This window comes from Microbacterium sp. P5_B6 (assembly GCF_056400345.1).
Window position 1 is genome coordinate 16,852 of sequence record NZ_JBFULL010000010.1, and the last position, 17,421, is coordinate 34,272.

General features: G+C 68.1%; 18 protein-coding genes and 1 tRNA gene. 8 read left to right on the forward strand and 11 right to left on the reverse strand.

All coding sequences use genetic code 11. The annotated features are described in order from the left end of the window. Positions 1 to 15: 15 nt before the first annotated feature. Positions 16 to 435 carry a GNAT family N-acetyltransferase gene (locus tag AC1DP3_RS13875; RefSeq protein ID WP_477294219.1) on the reverse strand — a complete coding sequence of 140 codons (420 nt, stop codon included), beginning with the start codon at positions 433 to 435 and terminating at the stop codon, positions 16 to 18. Positions 436 to 567: 132 nt separating this feature from the next. Here AC1DP3_RS13875 and AC1DP3_RS13880 point away from each other — a divergent pair, with 132 nt between their 5' ends. Next, a complete protein-coding gene (locus AC1DP3_RS13880) occupies positions 568 to 1,467 on the forward strand; it encodes an NUDIX domain-containing protein (RefSeq protein ID WP_477294221.1) in 900 nt (299 codons plus the stop codon). 41 nt (positions 1,468 to 1,508) lie between these two features. On the opposite strand, the gene AC1DP3_RS13885 is transcribed toward AC1DP3_RS13880, so the two are convergent. From AC1DP3_RS13885 to AC1DP3_RS13920, 8 genes are all read right to left on the reverse strand, one after another. Then, the gene (locus tag AC1DP3_RS13885; RefSeq protein WP_477294223.1) at positions 1,509 to 1,940 is read right to left on the reverse strand and encodes an RNA-binding S4 domain-containing protein; all 432 of its coding nucleotides are present in this window, start codon (positions 1,938 to 1,940) and stop codon (positions 1,509 to 1,511) included. Next, the gene (locus tag AC1DP3_RS13890; RefSeq protein WP_477294224.1) at positions 1,937 to 2,635 is read right to left on the reverse strand and encodes a lysoplasmalogenase; all 699 of its coding nucleotides are present in this window, start codon (positions 2,633 to 2,635) and stop codon (positions 1,937 to 1,939) included. Before AC1DP3_RS13890 ends, AC1DP3_RS13885 begins: the two co-directional genes overlap by 4 nt. Positions 2,636 to 2,651: 16 nt before the next feature. After that, positions 2,652 to 3,236, reverse strand: coding sequence for an N-acetyltransferase family protein (locus tag AC1DP3_RS13895; RefSeq protein ID WP_477294226.1), 585 nt, complete (start codon positions 3,234 to 3,236; stop codon positions 2,652 to 2,654). 74 nt (positions 3,237 to 3,310) lie between these two features. Beyond that, positions 3,311 to 4,117 carry an ABC transporter permease gene (locus AC1DP3_RS13900; protein ID WP_477294228.1) on the reverse strand — a complete coding sequence of 269 codons (807 nt, stop codon included), beginning with the start codon at positions 4,115 to 4,117 and terminating at the stop codon, positions 3,311 to 3,313. Beyond that, positions 4,114 to 4,872, reverse strand: coding sequence for an ABC transporter ATP-binding protein (locus AC1DP3_RS13905; RefSeq protein ID WP_477294230.1), 759 nt, complete (start codon positions 4,870 to 4,872; stop codon positions 4,114 to 4,116). Before AC1DP3_RS13905 ends, AC1DP3_RS13900 begins: the two co-directional genes overlap by 4 nt. Positions 4,873 to 4,940: 68 nt before the next feature. Next, positions 4,941 to 6,116 (reverse strand): substrate-binding domain-containing protein, encoded by a 1,176-nt coding sequence (locus AC1DP3_RS13910; protein ID WP_477294232.1) that lies wholly within the window; start codon positions 6,114 to 6,116, stop codon positions 4,941 to 4,943. A gap of 44 nt (positions 6,117 to 6,160) precedes the next feature. After that, complete coding sequence (locus tag AC1DP3_RS13915; protein ID WP_477294234.1) at positions 6,161 to 6,790, reverse strand: flavin reductase family protein; 630 nt, start codon at positions 6,788 to 6,790, stop codon at positions 6,161 to 6,163. Further along, entirely contained in the window at positions 6,783 to 7,877 is a 1,095-nt protein-coding gene (locus tag AC1DP3_RS13920; RefSeq protein WP_477294236.1) for a DUF1989 domain-containing protein, read from the reverse strand. Before AC1DP3_RS13920 ends, AC1DP3_RS13915 begins: the two co-directional genes overlap by 8 nt. A 151-nt stretch (positions 7,878 to 8,028) precedes the next feature. Between AC1DP3_RS13920 and AC1DP3_RS13925 the strand changes: the two genes are divergently transcribed. The 3 genes from AC1DP3_RS13925 to AC1DP3_RS13935 all read left to right on the forward strand — a co-directional run bounded on the left by AC1DP3_RS13925 (position 8,029) and on the right by AC1DP3_RS13935 (position 11,804). Further along, a complete protein-coding gene (locus AC1DP3_RS13925; RefSeq protein WP_477294238.1) occupies positions 8,029 to 8,751 on the forward strand; it encodes a GntR family transcriptional regulator in 723 nt (240 codons plus the stop codon). Between the two features lie 90 nt (positions 8,752 to 8,841). Continuing rightward, positions 8,842 to 8,915, forward strand: a tRNA-Pro gene (locus AC1DP3_RS13930). Between the two features lie 225 nt (positions 8,916 to 9,140). Next, positions 9,141 to 11,804, forward strand: a complete 2,664-nt coding sequence (locus AC1DP3_RS13935; RefSeq protein WP_477294240.1) for a hypothetical protein — start codon at positions 9,141 to 9,143, stop codon at positions 11,802 to 11,804. 96 nt (positions 11,805 to 11,900) lie between these two features. Here AC1DP3_RS13935 and AC1DP3_RS13940 read toward each other — a convergent pair whose 3' ends face one another. Then, complete coding sequence (locus tag AC1DP3_RS13940; RefSeq protein ID WP_477294242.1) at positions 11,901 to 12,533, reverse strand: thermonuclease family protein; 633 nt, start codon at positions 12,531 to 12,533, stop codon at positions 11,901 to 11,903. A gap of 334 nt (positions 12,534 to 12,867) precedes the next feature. Here AC1DP3_RS13940 and AC1DP3_RS13945 point away from each other — a divergent pair, with 334 nt between their 5' ends. From AC1DP3_RS13945 to AC1DP3_RS13960, 4 genes are all read left to right on the forward strand, one after another. Further along, positions 12,868 to 14,031, forward strand: a complete 1,164-nt coding sequence (locus AC1DP3_RS13945; RefSeq protein ID WP_477294244.1) for an endo-1,4-beta-xylanase — start codon at positions 12,868 to 12,870, stop codon at positions 14,029 to 14,031. Between the two features lie 85 nt (positions 14,032 to 14,116). Next, complete coding sequence (locus tag AC1DP3_RS13950; protein WP_477294245.1) at positions 14,117 to 14,698, forward strand: pyridoxine/pyridoxamine 5'-phosphate oxidase; 582 nt, start codon at positions 14,117 to 14,119, stop codon at positions 14,696 to 14,698. A gap of 9 nt (positions 14,699 to 14,707) precedes the next feature. Next, positions 14,708 to 15,112, forward strand: coding sequence for a DoxX family protein (locus AC1DP3_RS13955; RefSeq protein WP_477294247.1), 405 nt, complete (start codon positions 14,708 to 14,710; stop codon positions 15,110 to 15,112). Positions 15,113 to 15,181: 69 nt separating this feature from the next. Further along, entirely contained in the window at positions 15,182 to 16,573 is a 1,392-nt protein-coding gene (locus tag AC1DP3_RS13960) for a flavin monoamine oxidase family protein (RefSeq protein ID WP_477294249.1), read from the forward strand. On the opposite strand, the gene AC1DP3_RS13965 is transcribed toward AC1DP3_RS13960, so the two are convergent. Then, positions 16,533 to 17,252: a Pr6Pr family membrane protein gene (locus tag AC1DP3_RS13965; RefSeq protein ID WP_477294251.1), complete on the reverse strand. Its 720-nt coding sequence runs from the start codon at positions 17,250 to 17,252 to the stop codon at positions 16,533 to 16,535. The genes AC1DP3_RS13960 and AC1DP3_RS13965 overlap by 41 nt on opposite strands. Positions 17,253 to 17,421 lie beyond the last annotated feature (169 nt).

The following is a 17,421-nucleotide window of genomic DNA, read 5'->3' on the forward strand; positions in this document are numbered from 1 at the left end:
CTCAGAAGCCCTCTCTCACCGCATGCGGGATGCCGCAGGTCGCACCATCGCGGTCTCGTCGGGCGCTTCGAACCCGAACTTCTCATAGAGCGTGTGCGCGTCGCGGGTGAAGAGCACCCAGCGGAAGTCCCGCCCGGGGCCTTCGTCGATCATGAGTGACAGCATCCGCTGCCCGATGCCGTTGCCTGCGAACTCGGGCAGGACGAACACGTCCGCGAGATACGCGAACCCGACGCCGTCCGAGACGGCGCGGGCGAAGCCGACCTGCTCACCCGTCGCCGTGCTGTACGCGCCGACCACCCGCCAGGCTGATTCGAACTGCGCCTCGAGGTCGTCGCGCGTGCGCCAGGTGCCCCAGTAGGCCTCGGCGGCAAGCCACGACCAGACGGCGTCGCGCTGGATGCGGTCGGGATCGGTGTCGAGTACGTAGTCCACACGACAAGTGTGGCGAGGGGACGGGATGCCGCGGGCAGGCCGCAAGGAACGTGCTGGCCTGTGGGTGCTCGCCGATTTCGCTCGATCACGACGGGCGGGGTCGTTCGCGTGCCGGTGTGCAAGGCTGGTCGGATGACGATCGAGCCCCTCGAACCCGGTGAAGCGAGGCGGCCGTCGGGTCCCCGCGATCCGGGCGACGCGTGGGTTGTCGCGCCGGACGGGACCAAGTACTGGGGTCGCTTCGGTGCAGCCGGACTGCTGGCCCTCGATCCGGATCTCGGGGTGCTGCTGCAGCACCGCGTCTCGTGGAGCCACTTCGGCGACACGTGGGCGCTTCCGGGTGGCGCGCGGCACGAGGGGGAGTCGGCGACCGACGGCGCGCTGCGCGAGTCGGCAGAGGAGGCCGGGGTTCCGCCGGAAGCGATCCGCCCGCGGCTGCTCAGCGTCTTCGACCTCGGCTACTGGAGCTACACGACGCTCGTGGGCGATGTCGGAACTGCCTTCCAGCCGCAGATCACCGACCCCGAGAGCCGCGAGCTCGCCTGGGTGCCGCCCAGCGAGGTCACGCAGTTGCCGCTGCACCCGGGCTTCGCGTCGTCGTGGGCCGCGCTCGAACCTCTGCTCGGCATCCGTCCTGCCGTCGTGGTGGACGTCGCCAATGTCGTGGGCTCGGTGCCGGACGGCTGGTGGCGCGACCGCGCCGGCGCGGCCGAGCGGCTGCTGTCGCGGGTGGCCGAGCTGGCGGTTGTCGGCGTCGCGGCTGAGGCGCTCGCGCTGCCGGAGCACACGTGGTTTCCGGAGTGGGTCGCGGTCGTCGAGGGTCAGGCGCGCGCGGTCGAGACGCCGGCCGGGGTCGACGTGGTCTCGGCCGAGGGAGCCGGTGACGACGCGATCGTCGCCACGACCGAGCGCCTCGTCGCCGCAGGTCGGTCCGTGACGGTGGTCACCAGCGACCGTGAGCTCTCGGGACGGGTGACGGATGCCGGTGCCGCCGTCCACGGCACGCGCTGGCTGCTCGACCTGCTGCCCTGACCCCTGTCGTGTCGCTGTCTCGGCGGCGCGACGGCTCTCGCTCAGTCGCGGGCGCGCAGGCGATCGATATCGCGCCGCTCGCGCTTCGTGGGGCGTCCTGTGCCCCGGTCGCGCACCGGGACGAATGCTGTGAGTTCGCGCGGCGGCGGGGGAGGAGTGCGTTCGTCCACGGCTTCGGCGGCCATGACGGCACCGACGCGCTTGGAGATGGGCTGCTTGACCACGAGGATGCGATCGAACCCGCTGATGCGCACCCGCAGCTCGTCGCCGGGGCGCACCGGCTGCGCGGCCTTCGCCCGCTCGCCGTTCACCCGGACGTGCCCGGCTCGGCACGCCGAGGTCGCCGCCGATCGGGTCTTATAGACGCGGACGGCCCAGAGCCAGGCGTCGACGCGAGCCGACGTCGGGCCTGCCCGCCCCGGCGCTTCGGGTGGGGGGTCAGCGCCAGGGGGAGGGGACGTGGGGGGCGTCATGCGGGCGCAACCTCGCGCTGCGCAGCGATCGTGAGGCTTCGGACAGAGATGACCACGCCCGCGGCGATGAGGCCCTGCCCGAGGCAGTAGGTGATCATCACCAGGGGGCTCGTCCAGCCGGGCATCGCGTCAGGCATGAAGAGACGAAACGCGAGGATCGTGTCGGAGGCGAGGAAGAACGCGCCGCCCCACACGATCAGCGGGTGGCAGCGCGATGCCGCGGCCGCCGTGCCCCCGAGGACGAGGCCGTAGAGCGCCACCGGGATCAGCAGCGCGCCGAGGTTCGGCCACAGCACGAGCAGGAGGGCGACCCACCACACGCCGTAGACAGCCGACCACAGCGGGAGCGGGCGCACGGCGAGCCGGCGCCAGAACAGCCAGATGTAGCAGAGATGAGCCAGCCCGAAGCAGAGCAGCATCATGGGCAGCTCGGGTGCGAAGGGGAAGAAGGTTCCGGCTCCGTCGCCGAGATATGACAGGGCGAGCGCGACGATGAGGAGTGTGTAGGACGTGCCCCAGCCGGACCCGCGCCCAGCCCACAGGGCGGCGATGATGAGGGCGGGCATGAGCAGCAGCTTCGTCGGCGACGCGAGCGGGGATCCGAGTGCGAGGGCGACGATGTGGACGAGGGCGATCGCGCCGTAGGCGGCGAAGCCCCACCACCATGAGCGGGCGAGGGAGGACACGGCCTCCATCGTAGGTGCGTCGACCTCAGGCGACGTCGAGGGCGACGACCGGTCGATCGGGCTTGGGGCGTGCCACTTCCCGGAAGCCGGCATCCCGGAACGTGGAGATGACACCGAGGAACAGGTCGTTCGAGGGCTTCTTCTCACCGACGTTCGGGTCGACGGGGTAGGCCTCGACCACCCGTGCACCGCCTTCGCGCGCGAAGGCCACCGCAGCGCTGAGGAGCTGGGCGCTCAAGCCCGCCCCTCGAAACTCGCGCCGGATGACGAAACAGGTCACCGCCCACACCGATTCGTCGTCGAGCGGCTCCTCCGTCCCCCCGGTGATCAGGCGGGTCCGTCCGAGGCGCACCTGCCGTGTGCGGGGGCCGACGCGCACCCATCCTGCCGCGACGCCGTCGACATACGCGACGAGTCCCGGCGGCGGGCCGGCGGCGATCTCCCGGTTCAGCAGATCGCGGCGCTCCGCCTGCGACGTCTGGGAGAACTCGGAGCTTGTCAGCGTCCACCACTGGCATTGGCAGCCGCGCCCGTCGCCGCCGTTGTCGAAGGTGTGCTCGACATCGTCGAAGCGGTCGGAGGTCGCGGGCTCGATCGTGATCATCGGCATGCCGGGACCCTACGCGGGGGCTCTGACAGTCACAAGACGCTTGCGATCGCGACCCCAGGAGTTCGTCACAGGTCTCACCGATCGGCGCCGCTCCACGAGCCCACAGCTCGATGACCGAGCCAGCCGAACAGCGCGAACACGATGATTCCGAGCAGGGCCGCGGCGATGATCGCCGCGAACAGTGGAGCGCCCTGCGCGAGCGCCTGGTAGCGACTGATGACCGTGCCGATGCCGGGGGTCCCCTGACGAAAGAAGAAGTCCGCCACGATCGCGCCGACCACCGCGAGCCCCGCGGAGATGCGGAGCCCGGCGAAGACGGCAGGAAGTGCCGCAGGCGCCTCCAGCTGCAGCAGCACCTGCCACCTCGATGCCTTCTGCAGTGCGAAGAGTTCGCGCATCCGCACGTCCACCGAGCGCAGTCCGAACAGCGTGTTCGACACGATCGGGAAGAGGGCCATCAACGCGCACACGATCACGCGGGCGGAGAACCCGAAGCCGAACCAGAATCCGACCAGCGGCACCAGCGCAAGGATGGGGATGCACTGAAGGACGACCGCATACGGGAAGAGCGAGCGTTCGGCCCAGCGGGCCTGCGACATCGTCACTGCCCAGAGCACGCCGACGACGAAAGCGACCAGCAGGCCGACTGCGGCGACGATCGCCGTCTGCACGAGGGCAGTCGCGATGGCCGGGCCGGCCGCCGGGTTGAGGAACCCCTCGGTGATGACTTCGTGCGGCGGCGGGAGCAGAAAGCGCCGTTCGGGAGACAGCCCCAGGTAGCTGATGAGGTACCAGCCCACGAGAGCTCCCGTGAGAACGGCGAAAGGCGGTGCAGTTGTGATCAACGCGGTGCGCACGCGCTGCGGCAGGAGGATGCTCATGCGACGCTCGCTCCCCTCAGCGAGTGACCCACCCGCGCCACGAGGTCCGCGAAATCGGGCGACTCCCGCAGCTCGGGACCTCGATCCTCGCCGAAGGGCACGTCGAACTCCTCGATGATGCCGCCGGGGCGTCCGCTCATGACGATCACCCGCGTCGACATCGCGACAGCTTCACGCACCGAGTGCGTCACGAACATGCCGGCGAAGCCGTGCTGGAGGAACAGGTCGAACACCAGGTCGTTCAGCCGGTCCCTGGTGATCTCGTCGAGCGCGCCGAACGGCTCGTCGAAGAGGAACAGATCGGGCTCGATCGTGAGCGAGCGGGCGAGGGAGACCCGCATGCGCATACCGCCGCTCAGCTGGTGCGGAAGGTGGTCGTCGAATCCGGCGAGACCGACCTCGTGGAGAGCGCGCATGGCGGCATCCTTCCKGGCAGCCTTGCTGACGCGGGGCCCGGAGAGCTCGCCGAACAGCTCGACATTCCTCAGGGCCGTGCGCCAGGGAAGGAGCGTCGCATCCTGGAAGACGTACCCGACGTGTGAGCAGGCCACCTCGCATCGACCGGCGGTCGTGGCGCTCAGGCCGCTCGCTATGCGCAGAAGCGTGCTTTTGCCGCACCCAGAGGGCCCGACGATCGAGACGAACTCGCCTTTGCGGATGTTCAGCGACACGTCCGTGAGTGCTGTGGTGCCGTTCGGGAACGTCAATCCGACTCGATCGAAGTCGACCGCATTCGCGGTTGTCGTTGTCGCCATTGCTTCTCCAGTTTGTACAGGCGGGGGATGGATGCCGGGGCGGCGTGCGCGGCCGCCCCGGCGAGCTGTCAGGGGAGGGCGATCGACGGGTCGAGGAAATCGTTCGTAGCGAGGTCCTCGGCCGTGAGCTCTTCGGCGATCGGAACGCCCTTGGAGTCCAAGATCGGCGTCACGATCGAAAGCACGTCGTCAATGCGGGTGGAGTCGAAAGCGCCCAACGTGCCATCAGGCGCATTGGCCGCAAGGCCCAGTTCACGCTGCTGGATCGTGGAGTTCTCGGCCTCGCCTTGCGGGTAGACCCAGCCGTTGTCGTAGGCCTCGACTGCTGCGACGATCAGGGCGTTCGCGGCGCCTGGATCCGCGAAGAAGTCGACGGTCGCCTGCTGGATGACCGGCACCAAGGCGGCTAGACATCCGGACTGGTTCTCGACGTCCTCGCTGCGCACGGAGAGCGACACCGCGTAGATCGGGTACCCGGTGTCGGCGACGAGCTGGTAGTCGACGGGCTTCATCCAGCCATCGATGGCGTTCTCGTAGACCCACGGCTCCACGGTGGCGAACCCCTGCTGTGCGTCCTTCCCCCCGGCTGCCAGGAAGTTCGACGGCGTGCCGTCGTACGAGCCGTCGACCTGGTCGGCGCGCAGCTGCCCCGATCCGACCAGGTAGTCCATGTAGCTCGTGCCGTCGAAATAGCGCACCGTGGCATCGGTCTTGCTCAGGTCCTCGATGGCGTCGGCGTCGGGATAGGTCTCCGGGTCCCACATGATGATCCAGGGCGCCTTCTCGAAGGTCGCGAGGACCGCGGTCGTCGGCCGGTCCGCCGAGTTCGCGATCGCCTCATCGGTGTTGACCCACCCCAGAAGGATGTCTGGATCCGTGTACATCTGAGCCGGCACGCCCGTGAATCCGATCGCTGGTCCACCGGCGCGGATCTCGACGTTGACACCGGTCCACTCGCCCTGTGCGTACAGAGGTCCGCTCACACGCTTCGCGCCGGCATCGATCGTGGCATCGGTGCCGAGCAGGTTGAACAGACCGCCCTGTTCGGACTGCGGATTCCAGTCGGTCTGGATGACGACCGTCTCGGGGCACTCGGCGGAGAGGTCGACAGCGCCGATGGTGAGGTCTTCGGATGCGCCGGTGGAGACGGGCGCAGCGGCGGACGGCGTGCAGGCCGTCACCGCGAGGGCCGACAGCGTGAGAGCACCGAGCGCTGCGGTCGTGCGGGTGATGGGGGATGACATGGGAGCTCCTTCGGATGGGTGGCGCTGATGTGGTCGGTGGTGCGTCAGAGAGAGTCGATGGATGTCGAGGTCGGGCGTCCGGCGGCCACGAAGCGATCGCGAGTGCCGCTGTAGAAGCTCGCGCCGAATCTGCCGACCGGGTGGTATTCGCTCAGCTGCACGCGCCAGGTCTCCTGATCCACCAGGCCCGAGCGCGCGTGCAGGCGGCGGACCTGACCGAAGAAGATGCGGCGGCTGGGGATGTCGAGGCGATGCCACAGCGTGCATTCGAAGGCGACGTCCGCCGCGTCGATGATGGGTGGGCGAACCAGGTCCGCCGGGCGGGTCTTGAGGCCGAGTAGCTTCAGCTCGTCGACATCCGAGGGATGGGCGACACTCGTGGCATCCATTGCATCCGTCAGCTCTTCGCTCGGTATATGCACGACGAACTCGCCCGTGGCGTCGATGTTCGCCGCGGTGTCCTTGTCGGCGTCACCCTCCAGTCGGTTGATGCTGATCATGACCATCGCGGGCGACTCGCCCACCATCGCGAACATGGAGAACGGTGCGGCGTTCGGGATTCCGCGCTCCGACACCGTCGTCACCCAGGCGATCGGCCGGGGGACGATGAGGCTCGCCATCAGCTTGTAGCGCTCGTGCTCTCCCAGCGCATCGAAGTCGATGAGGTCAGGCATGGCTGCCGACCCACCAGCTGAGGAGGATGTCTCGCAGAGCCGCGTCGTCGTCGGCGCCGTAGAGGTCGGTCCGTCTCAGCTGAGCGAAGCGCGCAGCATCCTGCTCGCCCAATTCGACCGGCACCCGGTGAAGTTGGATGGGGGTCCTCGGAAACCTCGGCACGTAGTCGCTGTCTCGGCGAAGGGTGCGCTCGCCGCGGATCACCGGCTGTGCGAAGTCTGCGGCGGTGCGCTGTGTCGGGTACTCCYGGAGTTCCGGCACCAGGTCGAGATCCGAGGAGGCGGCGTCGAACACACTGAGGTCGAGTGGACGCAGAGCGTAGTTGCTCGTGCTGAAGATGTCGTTGCCGCACACGTTGGGCACGACCAGCAGATCCATGAGCGCCAAGAGCTCGACGTAGTCGTCGTCGGCCGTCTGCTGCCGGACCACTTCGCAGGTGCCATCCGCGTTCACGCGCGTCCCCATGAAGAGGTTGAACGAGTCGTGCACGTCGTCGGGCGTCAGCCCGTACTCGCGCTGCGCCTCGGCCTGCATGTCAGCGCAGTTGGTGTGCTCGGCGAATCCGAACATCGACTCGTACATGTTGGCGCTGCACCTCGGGAAGAGGGTGTCGTTCAGGCCGGCGGTGTCCGCGAGGATGAACAGCATCGCTCGCTCGCGCGGGGGAGCCGACCACAGCAGGTCGCCCTGACCGGGATGGATTCCGTGGAGGGTGCGGGTGCGACCCACGTGCATGAACTCCCGGTAGTCGGCCAGATTGAAGACGTTCAGGTCGGCGCACTGGTTGCCTTCGACCTGTGCGATGCGGAGGATCTGCCCCGCACGAAGCTCGATGGCCTTCCCGGTGCCGGGTTGAAGACGATGCTCCATCCGGGTGACACGGTCGGAGCCAGGGGTGAACTCGACGCTGGTGCGCCAGTTCCGGATGGCGCCGCGCTGCACGGGAAGCGCTCTGCGGACGACCTGTTGCGTCGCACTCTCGATCAGTGCGAGTTGCACGAGCGCGCTGACGTCGTCGGCCTCGCCGGCCTTGAGCGAGGCGTCGAGGAGTTCCTTCTGCTGGTCGGTGAGCGTCAGGGTTGGCATGCGATGAACCTGCTTTCTGGATACATCAGTGACGCTATTCGGTATACAGAACGCGCAGATTGCTCGCATGTAACGAGTGCGTTTCGTGGCAGAGGAGGTGTCAGACAGGCTGATTTGCGCGGCAGTATGGCGTTCCGTATACGGTGGAGGCGTGTCGATCGATACACATGAAGCTCTTCAGCGTCCGGCTGATCGTGCGGAGCGCGCCTACCGGTCTTTACGGGCGGCGATCATCGAGTCGGCCCTGGCGCCGGACACCCGGTTGGGTGAGGAGCCCCTCGCCGCGCACTACGGGGTGAGCCGCACCCTGATCCGAACCGTGCTGAGTCGTCTCGTGGAGGACGGTCTCGTCGACACGGCCAAGGGCAAATCGGCTCGTGTCGCACAGCCGACTCGCGAGGAGGCTCGCGACGCCTTCGCCGTGCGGGCGGCGCTCGAGCGCGAGGCGATCCGCGCGCTCGCGGTCGGCAGAGCCGGGGCGGCGGAGGCGACTCTGCGGCATCATGTCGCCGCCGAGCGCAAGGCACTGCGCGATCGGAATGCGAAGGCGTCGGCGCGACTCGGAGGCGAGTTCCACATCGCCCTCGCGCGGGCGACCGGCAACCTGCTGCTCGAGCGCTACGTGTCAGAAGTTGTCTCGAGAACCTCGCTCATCCTCGCCATCTACGGTCGAGACCTCGATCAGGCGACGTCAATCGACGAACATGAGCGTCTGATAGACCTTCTCGTCAAGGGAGAAGCGGATGCTGCCCTCGAACTCGCCGAGCACCATCTGGTCGCCGTCGAGGAGAACACCCTGCACATGGAGGCAGGCGCCGCCGAAACCGATCTTGCGACCATTCTCGCCCGGTTCGGGGGAGCACAAGAGCCGTGAGTCCGGGTCGGCCGCCATCGCCCGCTCGGTTCGCGCGTGATCAGCCGAACCGGTAGGATAGGGGAGTTGTCCGCGCGAGAGCGAGGACATCGGGATGTGGCGCAGCTTGGTAGCGCACTTGACTGGGGGTCAAGGGGTCGCAGGTTCAAATCCTGTCATCCCGACAGAATTGCGAAGGGGTCGGCCGACAGGCCGGCCCCTTCGCATTTGTGTCGGACGACCGTTGCAGTGAACCGACTTCAGGCAGTCCCGCGCCGCCGCCGTACCCTCTGGAGCAGGGTGCCGCTTTGTGGCGGCGCTCATTTGGGGCCACTGGGGCCAACATGGCGAAGGAGTTGTGCAGGCCGATAGCATCGCTTTCGCGTGCGTCACTCAACCTGGGGGTAGTAGTGGGCTTTGACAAGGACGTCGACTTCGGCAGCCATCGAGATGCCTGGAGCGATGGGATCTTCGCCGACCGGGTCCCGGAGGCTTCCGCCTTCGCTGCCTCCCTCGCGGCCCACCGCGGGCGCCTGGATGCTCCATACGAATCGCCCGTGGGCAAGAACGTGCTCGTCTTCCACGGGCACGGCGGAATCGGCAAGTCCGAGCTCTCACGCCGTTTGGCCGATTGGGTCGCGGGCTCTCTCGAGCCCGCGATCGAGTGGGGTCCGCCGCCGGCGACTCGCGTTGCAGCGACAGCCCGGATTGATCTGCACGGCTCTGAAGGTCGGATTGACGGCGCCCGGCAGATCGCCAGTCTGCGGATCCAGCTCGGTCTGCTCCGTCCTAGCTGGCCCCTTTTCGACGTCGCCTTCGCCGCGTACTGGGCGCAGACGCATCCGATGGATCCGCTGCCGGTCGGGAGCGAGGGTGGCGAAGACAACGGATTCGCCGACGCGACTTTGGGTAGTCTCGCGGCCCTCGCCGACGGGCACGGGTGGCTGGCCGAGGATGCCGGAACCTCGGCGGCGTTGAGCGTGGCGGGACCCTGGCTTGTGCGACGGCTCGGGCGTGCGATCGCCCAGCTCTTTCCGTCGAAACTCGGCGTGAATGCTCCCCGCGGTTACGACGAGTTCTTTCATCGATGCAGCACGGTGCCTTCGGAGGACGATCCGCGGCCGGATATCCTGGCGCAACTCGCGCAGCTCCTGAGTTATGAGCTCGCGCTGGAGCCCGAGCAGCCGCTCGTCGTCGTCTTCATCGACACGTTCGAACGGCTTTCCCTGGACGCCAGACGGGCCGGTGAGAGTCTCCTCAACCGAGTGGCCTATGCGATGGCCAACGTGCTGTTCGTCATCACAGGGCGCAACCACCTGACCTGGTCGGATGCGCAGGGTCACGCACTCCCGCATCGTGGCAGCGAGGCCTGGCCGCTGCTCGCGACCGGCGTCGAACAGGAACCGCATCAGCACGCGTTGAAGTATCTGTCGCCGGAGGACACGATGTCGGTGCTCCGGGGCATCCGTGAGCGGCTGTCGATCGACATCTCCGATGGCGACCTGGAAACGCTCGCCAGGACGTCGGGCGGGCTTCCTGAGCACCTGCGATTGATCGGCCACGCACTCGCTGCCAGGCGGGATCAGGGGGAGCCGGTCTCAGCCGCCGAGCTGCCTGAATCCTTCGACGATCTGGTCCTGTTGCTGCTTGAAGACGTCCCCAACGAGGCGGAGCGTCGCGCCATACGCGCGGCGGCGCTCGTGCCCTCCTGTACCGCCGCGCTCGTCGCAGCCGCCGCCAATGTCGACGAGGGCGATGCGGAGCGCGCCCTTCGTCGACCCCTTTTCGAGTCGTTCACTCCGGGGGAGAGCCGGATGCACGACAAGGTCAGGGCGGCCCTGCGCGGTTCGGGGACCGCCGTCGAGGGAGGCTGGTCCACCGCCGATTGGGAACGAGCCGGCACCCGCGCACTGGTGCACCTTCAGGATGTGCGCGCACGAATCGTCTCTCAGTATCAGGATGCGAGTGACGAGATCGCATCCTCGGCCGCAACCGAGAGCCTGCTCCGGACGATCGGCAACGCGATCTCGATCGTGTGCGAGGTCGATGCGCAGGTCGCGCCTCCGGCCGCAAAGGCCGACTCAGCTCCTTCCGCCTACTCGGACTGGGTCAGCGAGGCGATTGTGAAGGGTCCGTCGGTGTCGGGTCTGCGTCCTCACACGCCCGCCCGGTCGGCCACTCGCTACGGCGGTGACATTCTCGCCTTCATCGATGCGAAGGGCAGTGAACTGCCGCTCCCGGCCCGGCTGGAGACGCTCGAACGACTCAGGGAGGAGAGTCCGCAGCTCGGGCGGATTGCCGGACGTCATCTGTCCTACGCGTTGACGAACGCTGGTCGGTGGGACGAAGCCGTTGCCGCCATGGACGAGCTGCTCGTACGGCGTCCGAATGACGCCTTCGTGCAGTATCAGCGGCTCGTGCGACTGGCGATCGCACGTCGCTTCGTGCAGGTCACGGCCGGCATGGACGTCCTCCAGCCCGGTCGTCGCGAGCGCATGGAGACCCGGATGGACTTCTTCGGCCGCGGCAAGCCGGAAAAGTTCGTCGCGACCCTCGCGGCGCGGGCCCAGGAGGAGCGCCAGCTGGGTCTGCTCAAGGACTCGCTTGAAAGCGAGGGCATCGTCGCCCGATGGGCGGGACTCGTGTTTCCCGGCGACCATTGCTGGGTCGCGGCAGACCTCCGGCTCCGCGCTGAGGCCGCCGGACACGATGTGGCGCTGCGCGACGCACTGCTTTCAGAGGTGATGGCCACCGGGCACTTCACTGAGGACGCGCGGCGGCTCATCGCGATCGACCGCGCACGCAGCGACGGAGAGATAGGGGTGCGCGAGGCGCTCGCGCGGGCAGCCGACGCCTTCGCCGCTGACGACGCCGATGCGCTCGAAGAGCTGTCGGCCGAGATCTCGCTGTCTCCCGTCCCGCGCAACTACAGCTGGATCCCGATCGAGTTCCTGTTCGAGGATGTGGGGCATCCGCTGCCGGTGACACCCACCGAGTGGCTGGCCGATCGCGAGGTCAACCTGAAGCGCTGGAGCAGGCGCTGGGAGCGGTGGCGGGAGCACGTCACGAGGTGAGCCCGGCCGGCGGAGTCATGAACGCGGGCGGCCGCCACGACATCATCGACGCTCGGTGCGATCCATCCTCCCGGTGAGCGCGATGCGGCGACCGACTCACTCGCAGGCGAGTCCGTCGCCTTCGCCGTCACCGTTGTTTCCCGTGCCGTTGGCGAACCAGTCGTAGATCGCAGCTTCTGCCGGATTGTCGCGTGCGAACGGACCGCTGGGGTGTCCGTTGGGGCTGTTCTTGAGCTTCGTGCAGGACGTGTACTGCTTCCACCACTCGTCGACCGCTGGAGGCGGGACCGGATCGACCACCGCTTCCTGCTCCGCCATGAGTCTCGCCTGCTCGTCGGCGTCAGCTGCGTTTTGGCACGCGACGGTGATCACTGCACCGTCGGGCGTGAGGGTCGCGAGCTGTGCCGCGTGGTAGCCGGGCTCCCGTGGGTGCGCGGGGTAGCCGTCGGTCGAGTCGTATCGTGCGACGACGAGACCTGCCGTCAGCAGCGATAACGCCACATCGGTGCCCTCTGCGGTGTCGACGTATCGCAGGATCCTGCCGTAGTTGTCCGCGTCGTTCTCGCCATCGGGAAGGGTCAGCAGCGTCGGGTCGCCGGGGCGGAGCAGGGATGAGACGAGCGCTGATGCTTCGGCGTACCCGCACTCGCCGGTCTCTGGAGCGTCGATCCCGATGATGCGCACCGTGCCGGTGCTGGTCTCGATCGTGTCCCCGTCGACCACCGACACGAACGTCGAATCCGTTGTCGGAGCCGCCGACGGTGGCCCACTGGCCACCGAGCCCGGCGCGCATCCCACGAGCAAGCTCGCCACCACAGCCGCGACAACGGCACCAAACACCCCTCGCATGAAGCTGAGCCTAGGGCGCACCGGCGACCGCGGCTGTCGTCGCGGCCCGCAGGTCGCATCCGCCCCTCCCGCCCGTCCGCGCGACAACGATCGTGGAAAACCCTCCGAAACTTTTTGCCTTGTCGGACAGCGCCTCCTAGCGTTTGTTGTACGCAAAAACATATGTGCTGCTCACGCGCCGCATATGACCGACGACGATGTCAGGAGATTCCCCATGCGCCGATCTTTCCGATCGCTTCTGGTGGCCACCGCCACCGCTGCCCTGGTACTGCCCCTCTGGGGCGCGACCGCAGCGAACGCCGACCCCCCGGGCTACAGCCACGCCGACAAGAGCACCCTGCGCAACGAGGCGCCGCGCGATCTCGCGATCGGCAGCGCGGCCTGGGGCCGCAGGGACCTCGTCAACTACGACCGCAAGGCGCCGACCGAGTACCAGCAGGTCCTCAGCGCCCAGTTCTCGTCGCTGACGCCCGAGAATGACATGAAATGGGATGCCATCCACCCGGCGCCGGGCGTGTACGACTTCGCGTCCGCCGACGCCCTGGTCGCCTTTGCCAAGGCCAACCACCAGCAGGTGCGGGGCCACACCCTGCTGTGGCACAGMCAGAACCCGGCGTGGGTCACCACGGCAAGCCAGACCTGGACGTGCGACCAGGCACGTGCTGTGCTCGAAGACCACATCCGCACTGTCGTGGGCCATTTCAAGGGCCAGATCTACCAGTGGGATGTCGCGAACGAGATCTTCCAGGACACGTGGGACAACGGCGGAGTGCAGCTGCGCACCACGGCGAACCCGTTCCTGAAGGCCTGCGCAGCCGATCCGATCACGCTCCTCGAGGACGCGTTCCGCTGGGCGCACGAGGCCGACCCCCAGGCTGTGCTGTTCCTCAACGACTACAACGCCGAGGGCATCAACGAGAAGACCGACGCCTACTACGCCCTCGCACAGCGCATGCTCGCCGACGGCGCGCCGCTCGGAGGCTTCGGCGCCCAGGGCCACCTCAGCCTGCTGTACGGGTTCGACACCTCGATGCAGGCGAACTTCGAGCGCTTCGCCGCGCTCGGACTTCAGGTGGCGGTGACCGAGGCGGATGTCCGCATCCCGCTCCAGCCCGGTGAGACCGGTCCGACACCCGAGCAGGTCGCGGTCCAGGCCGAGCGCTACGACGCCATGCTGACGGCATGCCTCAATGTGACCGCCTGCACGTCCTTCACGGTGTGGGGCTTCCCGGACGCGAACTCCTGGGTGCCCGGCGTGTTCCCGGGTGAGGGCTGGGCGACGATCTTCGACGACGACTACTCCCCGAAGCCCGCTTTCACCGCCATGCTCCAGTCGCTGCGCGACGCGACTCCGGGCACCTCGCCGCGCCACGGCTGAACGAGTGCGACGGCGGCCGGCCGCAAGGCGGGCCGCCGTCGCCCCCAATCGAATGCCACCGAGCGCATCGTGGAATGATCCTCGAATGACGGATGATCTGCGAGACAGGTTGCGAGCAATTCCCAGCCTCACGGGCTCGGCGCCGGCGCTCGACATCGAAGCGCTGCGCCCGGATCCTGTTACACAGTTCGTGGATTGGCTGGATGCCGCTCTCTCGGCAAACGTGCTCGAACCGCACGCGATGACGCTGTCGACCGTCGACGCCGAGGGAATTCCCGACGCGAGGACATTGATCCTCAAGGACGCCGACGCTCGCGGGTGGGCGTTCGCGGGCAAGCGGTCGAGCCGGAGCGGTGCGCAGCTGACCGCGAACCCGGCTGCGGCCCTGACGTTCTGGTGGCAGCCGATCGTGCGTGGCGTGCGGGTGCGGGGCCATGTCGCTCCCGCGACGCGGGAAGAGAGCGAGGCGGATCTCCTCGCGCGGGGCGCTGCCGCGCGGGCGGATGTCGCTCCCGGCGACTGGACCCTGTGGCGATTGCAGCCCACTCGGGTCGAGTTCTGGCAGGGCTCCGTCGATCGGCGGCACACGCGCATCGTCTACCGGCCCAGCGACGGCGGCTGGTCGATGGAGATCTCCCACTCCGGCTCAGAACTCCCGCTCAGGTAGCGTCGAGCGATGAGTTCAGTCTCTGATCCGGTGGCAGGGTGGCGTACGGCCGCGCGGTGGTTGCTCATCGTGCTGCTCGCGGTCGCGGGAGCGTCGCATCTGACCTGGGGCAGGCGTGGCTACCGCATCGTCGTGCCGGATTGGTCGACTCGCGTCACGGGTCTCGACAAAGACGCGATCGTGGTGGGCTCGGGTGTGGCCGAGCTCATGCTGGCGGGTGCGGTCGCGACGATGCCGCGTGAGCGGAGCGTGGGCTGGCTCGTCGCCGCGTTCTTCGTCGCCGTCTTCCCGGGAAATGTCCACCAGTGGCGGACCGGTCGCCCGGCGCCGATGCTCCGCACCGACCGCGCGCGCTTCGTGCGTCTGCTCCTGCAGCCGGTGCTCATCGTCTGGGCTCTATGGGCGACGCGCTAGTCAGCTGCCGGACAGTCCGGTGAGGAACCCCCGCGACCCGCTGACTCCTCCCGAGTACAGTGGGGCTCGATGTCGTTCACCCGCCGCACGTTTCTCATCGGCGCCGGGACTGGGGTGTCAGTCCTGGTCCTCGCGGCCTGTACCGGCCCGGATCCGACACCCACGCCGACCCCGGCATCCCCCTCTCCTGAGCCCTCGAGTGCCGTCCCCGCGCCTGCGAAACTCTGGCGAAGCAACTGGGCGGGAGACCCCTTCGCGCGCGGCTCGGTCAGCTACGTTCCCGTCGGTTCCGATCCGGATGACCAGGCCGCGCTGCGGCTGCCGATCGGCGATCGGGTGTTCTTCGCGGGCGAAGCGGCCTCCGATGCTCCGGGCACGGTCAGTGGAGCCATCCACTCCGGTGCGGCGGCGGCTCGGCAGGTCATCGCGGTGTCGGATGCGGGGGAGCTCGTCGCCGTGGTGGGAGCAGGTGCAGCCGGAGCCGAGGCGGCGCGGCTGCTCAAGATCTTCGGAGCGGACGTGCTCGTGGTCGAGGCTCGCGATCGCATCGGCGGCCGCATCGACAGTCGTCCCGAGGGGGACGCCGGGTTCGTCGAACTCGGCGCGTGGAAGCTGGCGGCCGACGATGAGGCAGGCCTGATCGCCGATGTCGAGACCCGCCCCCTGGAAGGCACCCTCAGCGTGCCCACGGCGGATGGATTCGCGAGCGGGGGCGTCGCCGAGATCGGCACTGTCCAGGAGACCGTCGGTGCGGGGCTCGCGGTGTGGGCGAGCGAGCAGACGACGACGGATGTCGGGATGGCCACGAGCGTCCCCGATTCCGGGGCATCCGCCCAGGGCGGTGTCGTCGGCGACCTCCCGCCGGACGTGATGGAGGCGCTCTATCTCGAAGCGGCCCGGCTGGCATCCGGTGCCGAGCCGGCGGATATCTCCACCTGGTTTCCGCCGGCCGGAATCGGCGCAGCCTCCGTGCTCCCCGTGAGCGCGCTGTCTGCTGTCGTGGCGTCGAGACTCGAGGATGTCACGCTGGCGCTGGGGACGCCGGTGGTCGGCATCGCGTACGACGACGACCGAGCAAGCCTCCGGCTCGGCACGGGGGAGTCGCGCCGGGTGGATCGCGTGATCGTCACGGTGCCTCTGGGTGTGCTCAAGTCCGGGTCGATCGAGTTCGACCCGCCACTGCCGCTGTCGATGCGCAGCGCGATCAACTCCGTCGGGTTCGGTCAGGTCGAGCTCGTCCGTCTCGCTTTCGACGAGCCGTTCTGGACGACGGATGCTGTCGTCTGGAGCCTTGTCGGAACGGACGCCCCGATCACGACGTGGATCAACCTTCAGCCGCTGACCGGTGAGACGGCGCTGCTCGGAGTCGCCGCGGGAGACTCTGCGAGCACTCTCGCCGATCTCGATGACCAGGACCTGATCAGCGTGGTTCGCGAGACGCTGGCCCCGTTCGCCGGATAGGCGAGCTGGCCGAGCTGGCCGAGGTGCGCGTGCTGGTCGTGCTGGTCGCCGAAACCCCATCGCGCGAAGGTGCGGCGAGGAACAGAGAACCGACGATCGTGAACACGCCGAGCATGAACAGAGACAGTCCGGCGAACTCGAGCGGGCTGTCGATCTGAGCGGGATCGAGGAAGTAGTACGGATACCACCCCACGATCGCTCCCCGAATCATCGTCAGGACACCCCACACCACCGGATAGCCGACGATGACGAAGAGGACGCCGCGCGACACCCGGTGGCGCCGCGGAGAGAGCAGCCAGTCCGCCGCAGCGAAGACCGGGAGGATGAAATGCAGCGCGATGTCCGACCACGGCAGATCGATGCGGATGCCGCGGGMCCCGCTCTGCTGCACGATCAGCGCGAACAGGATCCCCGCGGTGGCGACGAAGGTCAGGACTGCGACGCGCGCGACATCCAGCCGGGGGTGATCAAGACCCGATCGAAGGGCGATCACTCCTCCGGCGACGGCGACCACCACGTAGGCGATATTGCTCTGAATCGTGAGGTAGCCCAGGAAGTCCACCGGCCCGACCCACGGGCTCGCCCGCACGTAGCGGGCGATCATGCAGACGACCACCGCGGCAGCGCAGGCGATGCGGCCCACCCCGAACGCAAGGCGCCGCGCGCGGTCACCCGTCATGCGCTGATGAGCCCGCGGTGCCGGCATCCGATGCAGGTCCCACCCCTCCAAGGGTAGGGCCCAGTGGGAATCTCCCGTCCGGAATGTCGGCGGACAGAAAGGTTCCGAAGTCCCTCTTGTGTGGTCAGACCACAAGCGTCATAATGGAGACATCAGGGACGGACAGACC

Excerpts from the sequence above, each read along its gene's own strand:
- AC1DP3_RS13880 (WP_477294221.1), top strand. The coding sequence starts at position 568 with ATGACGATCGAGCCCCTCGAACCCGGTGAAGCGAGGCGGCCGTCGGGT.
- AC1DP3_RS13885 (WP_477294223.1), bottom strand. The coding sequence starts at position 1,940 with ATGACGCCCCCCACGTCCCCTCCCCCTGGCGCTGACCCCCCACCCGAA.
- AC1DP3_RS13890 (WP_477294224.1), bottom strand. The coding sequence starts at position 2,635 with ATGGAGGCCGTGTCCTCCCTCGCCCGCTCATGGTGGTGGGGCTTCGCC.
- AC1DP3_RS13895 (WP_477294226.1), bottom strand. The coding sequence starts at position 3,236 with ATGCCGATGATCACGATCGAGCCCGCGACCTCCGACCGCTTCGACGAT.
- AC1DP3_RS13900 (WP_477294228.1), bottom strand. The coding sequence starts at position 4,117 with ATGAGCATCCTCCTGCCGCAGCGCGTGCGCACCGCGTTGATCACAACT.
- AC1DP3_RS13910 (WP_477294232.1), bottom strand. The coding sequence starts at position 6,116 with ATGTCATCCCCCATCACCCGCACGACCGCAGCGCTCGGTGCTCTCACG.
- AC1DP3_RS13915 (WP_477294234.1), bottom strand. The coding sequence starts at position 6,790 with ATGCCTGACCTCATCGACTTCGATGCGCTGGGAGAGCACGAGCGCTAC.
- AC1DP3_RS13950 (WP_477294245.1), top strand. The coding sequence starts at position 14,117 with ATGACGGATGATCTGCGAGACAGGTTGCGAGCAATTCCCAGCCTCACG.
- AC1DP3_RS13955 (WP_477294247.1), top strand. The coding sequence starts at position 14,708 with ATGAGTTCAGTCTCTGATCCGGTGGCAGGGTGGCGTACGGCCGCGCGG.
- AC1DP3_RS13960 (WP_477294249.1), top strand. The coding sequence starts at position 15,182 with ATGTCGTTCACCCGCCGCACGTTTCTCATCGGCGCCGGGACTGGGGTG.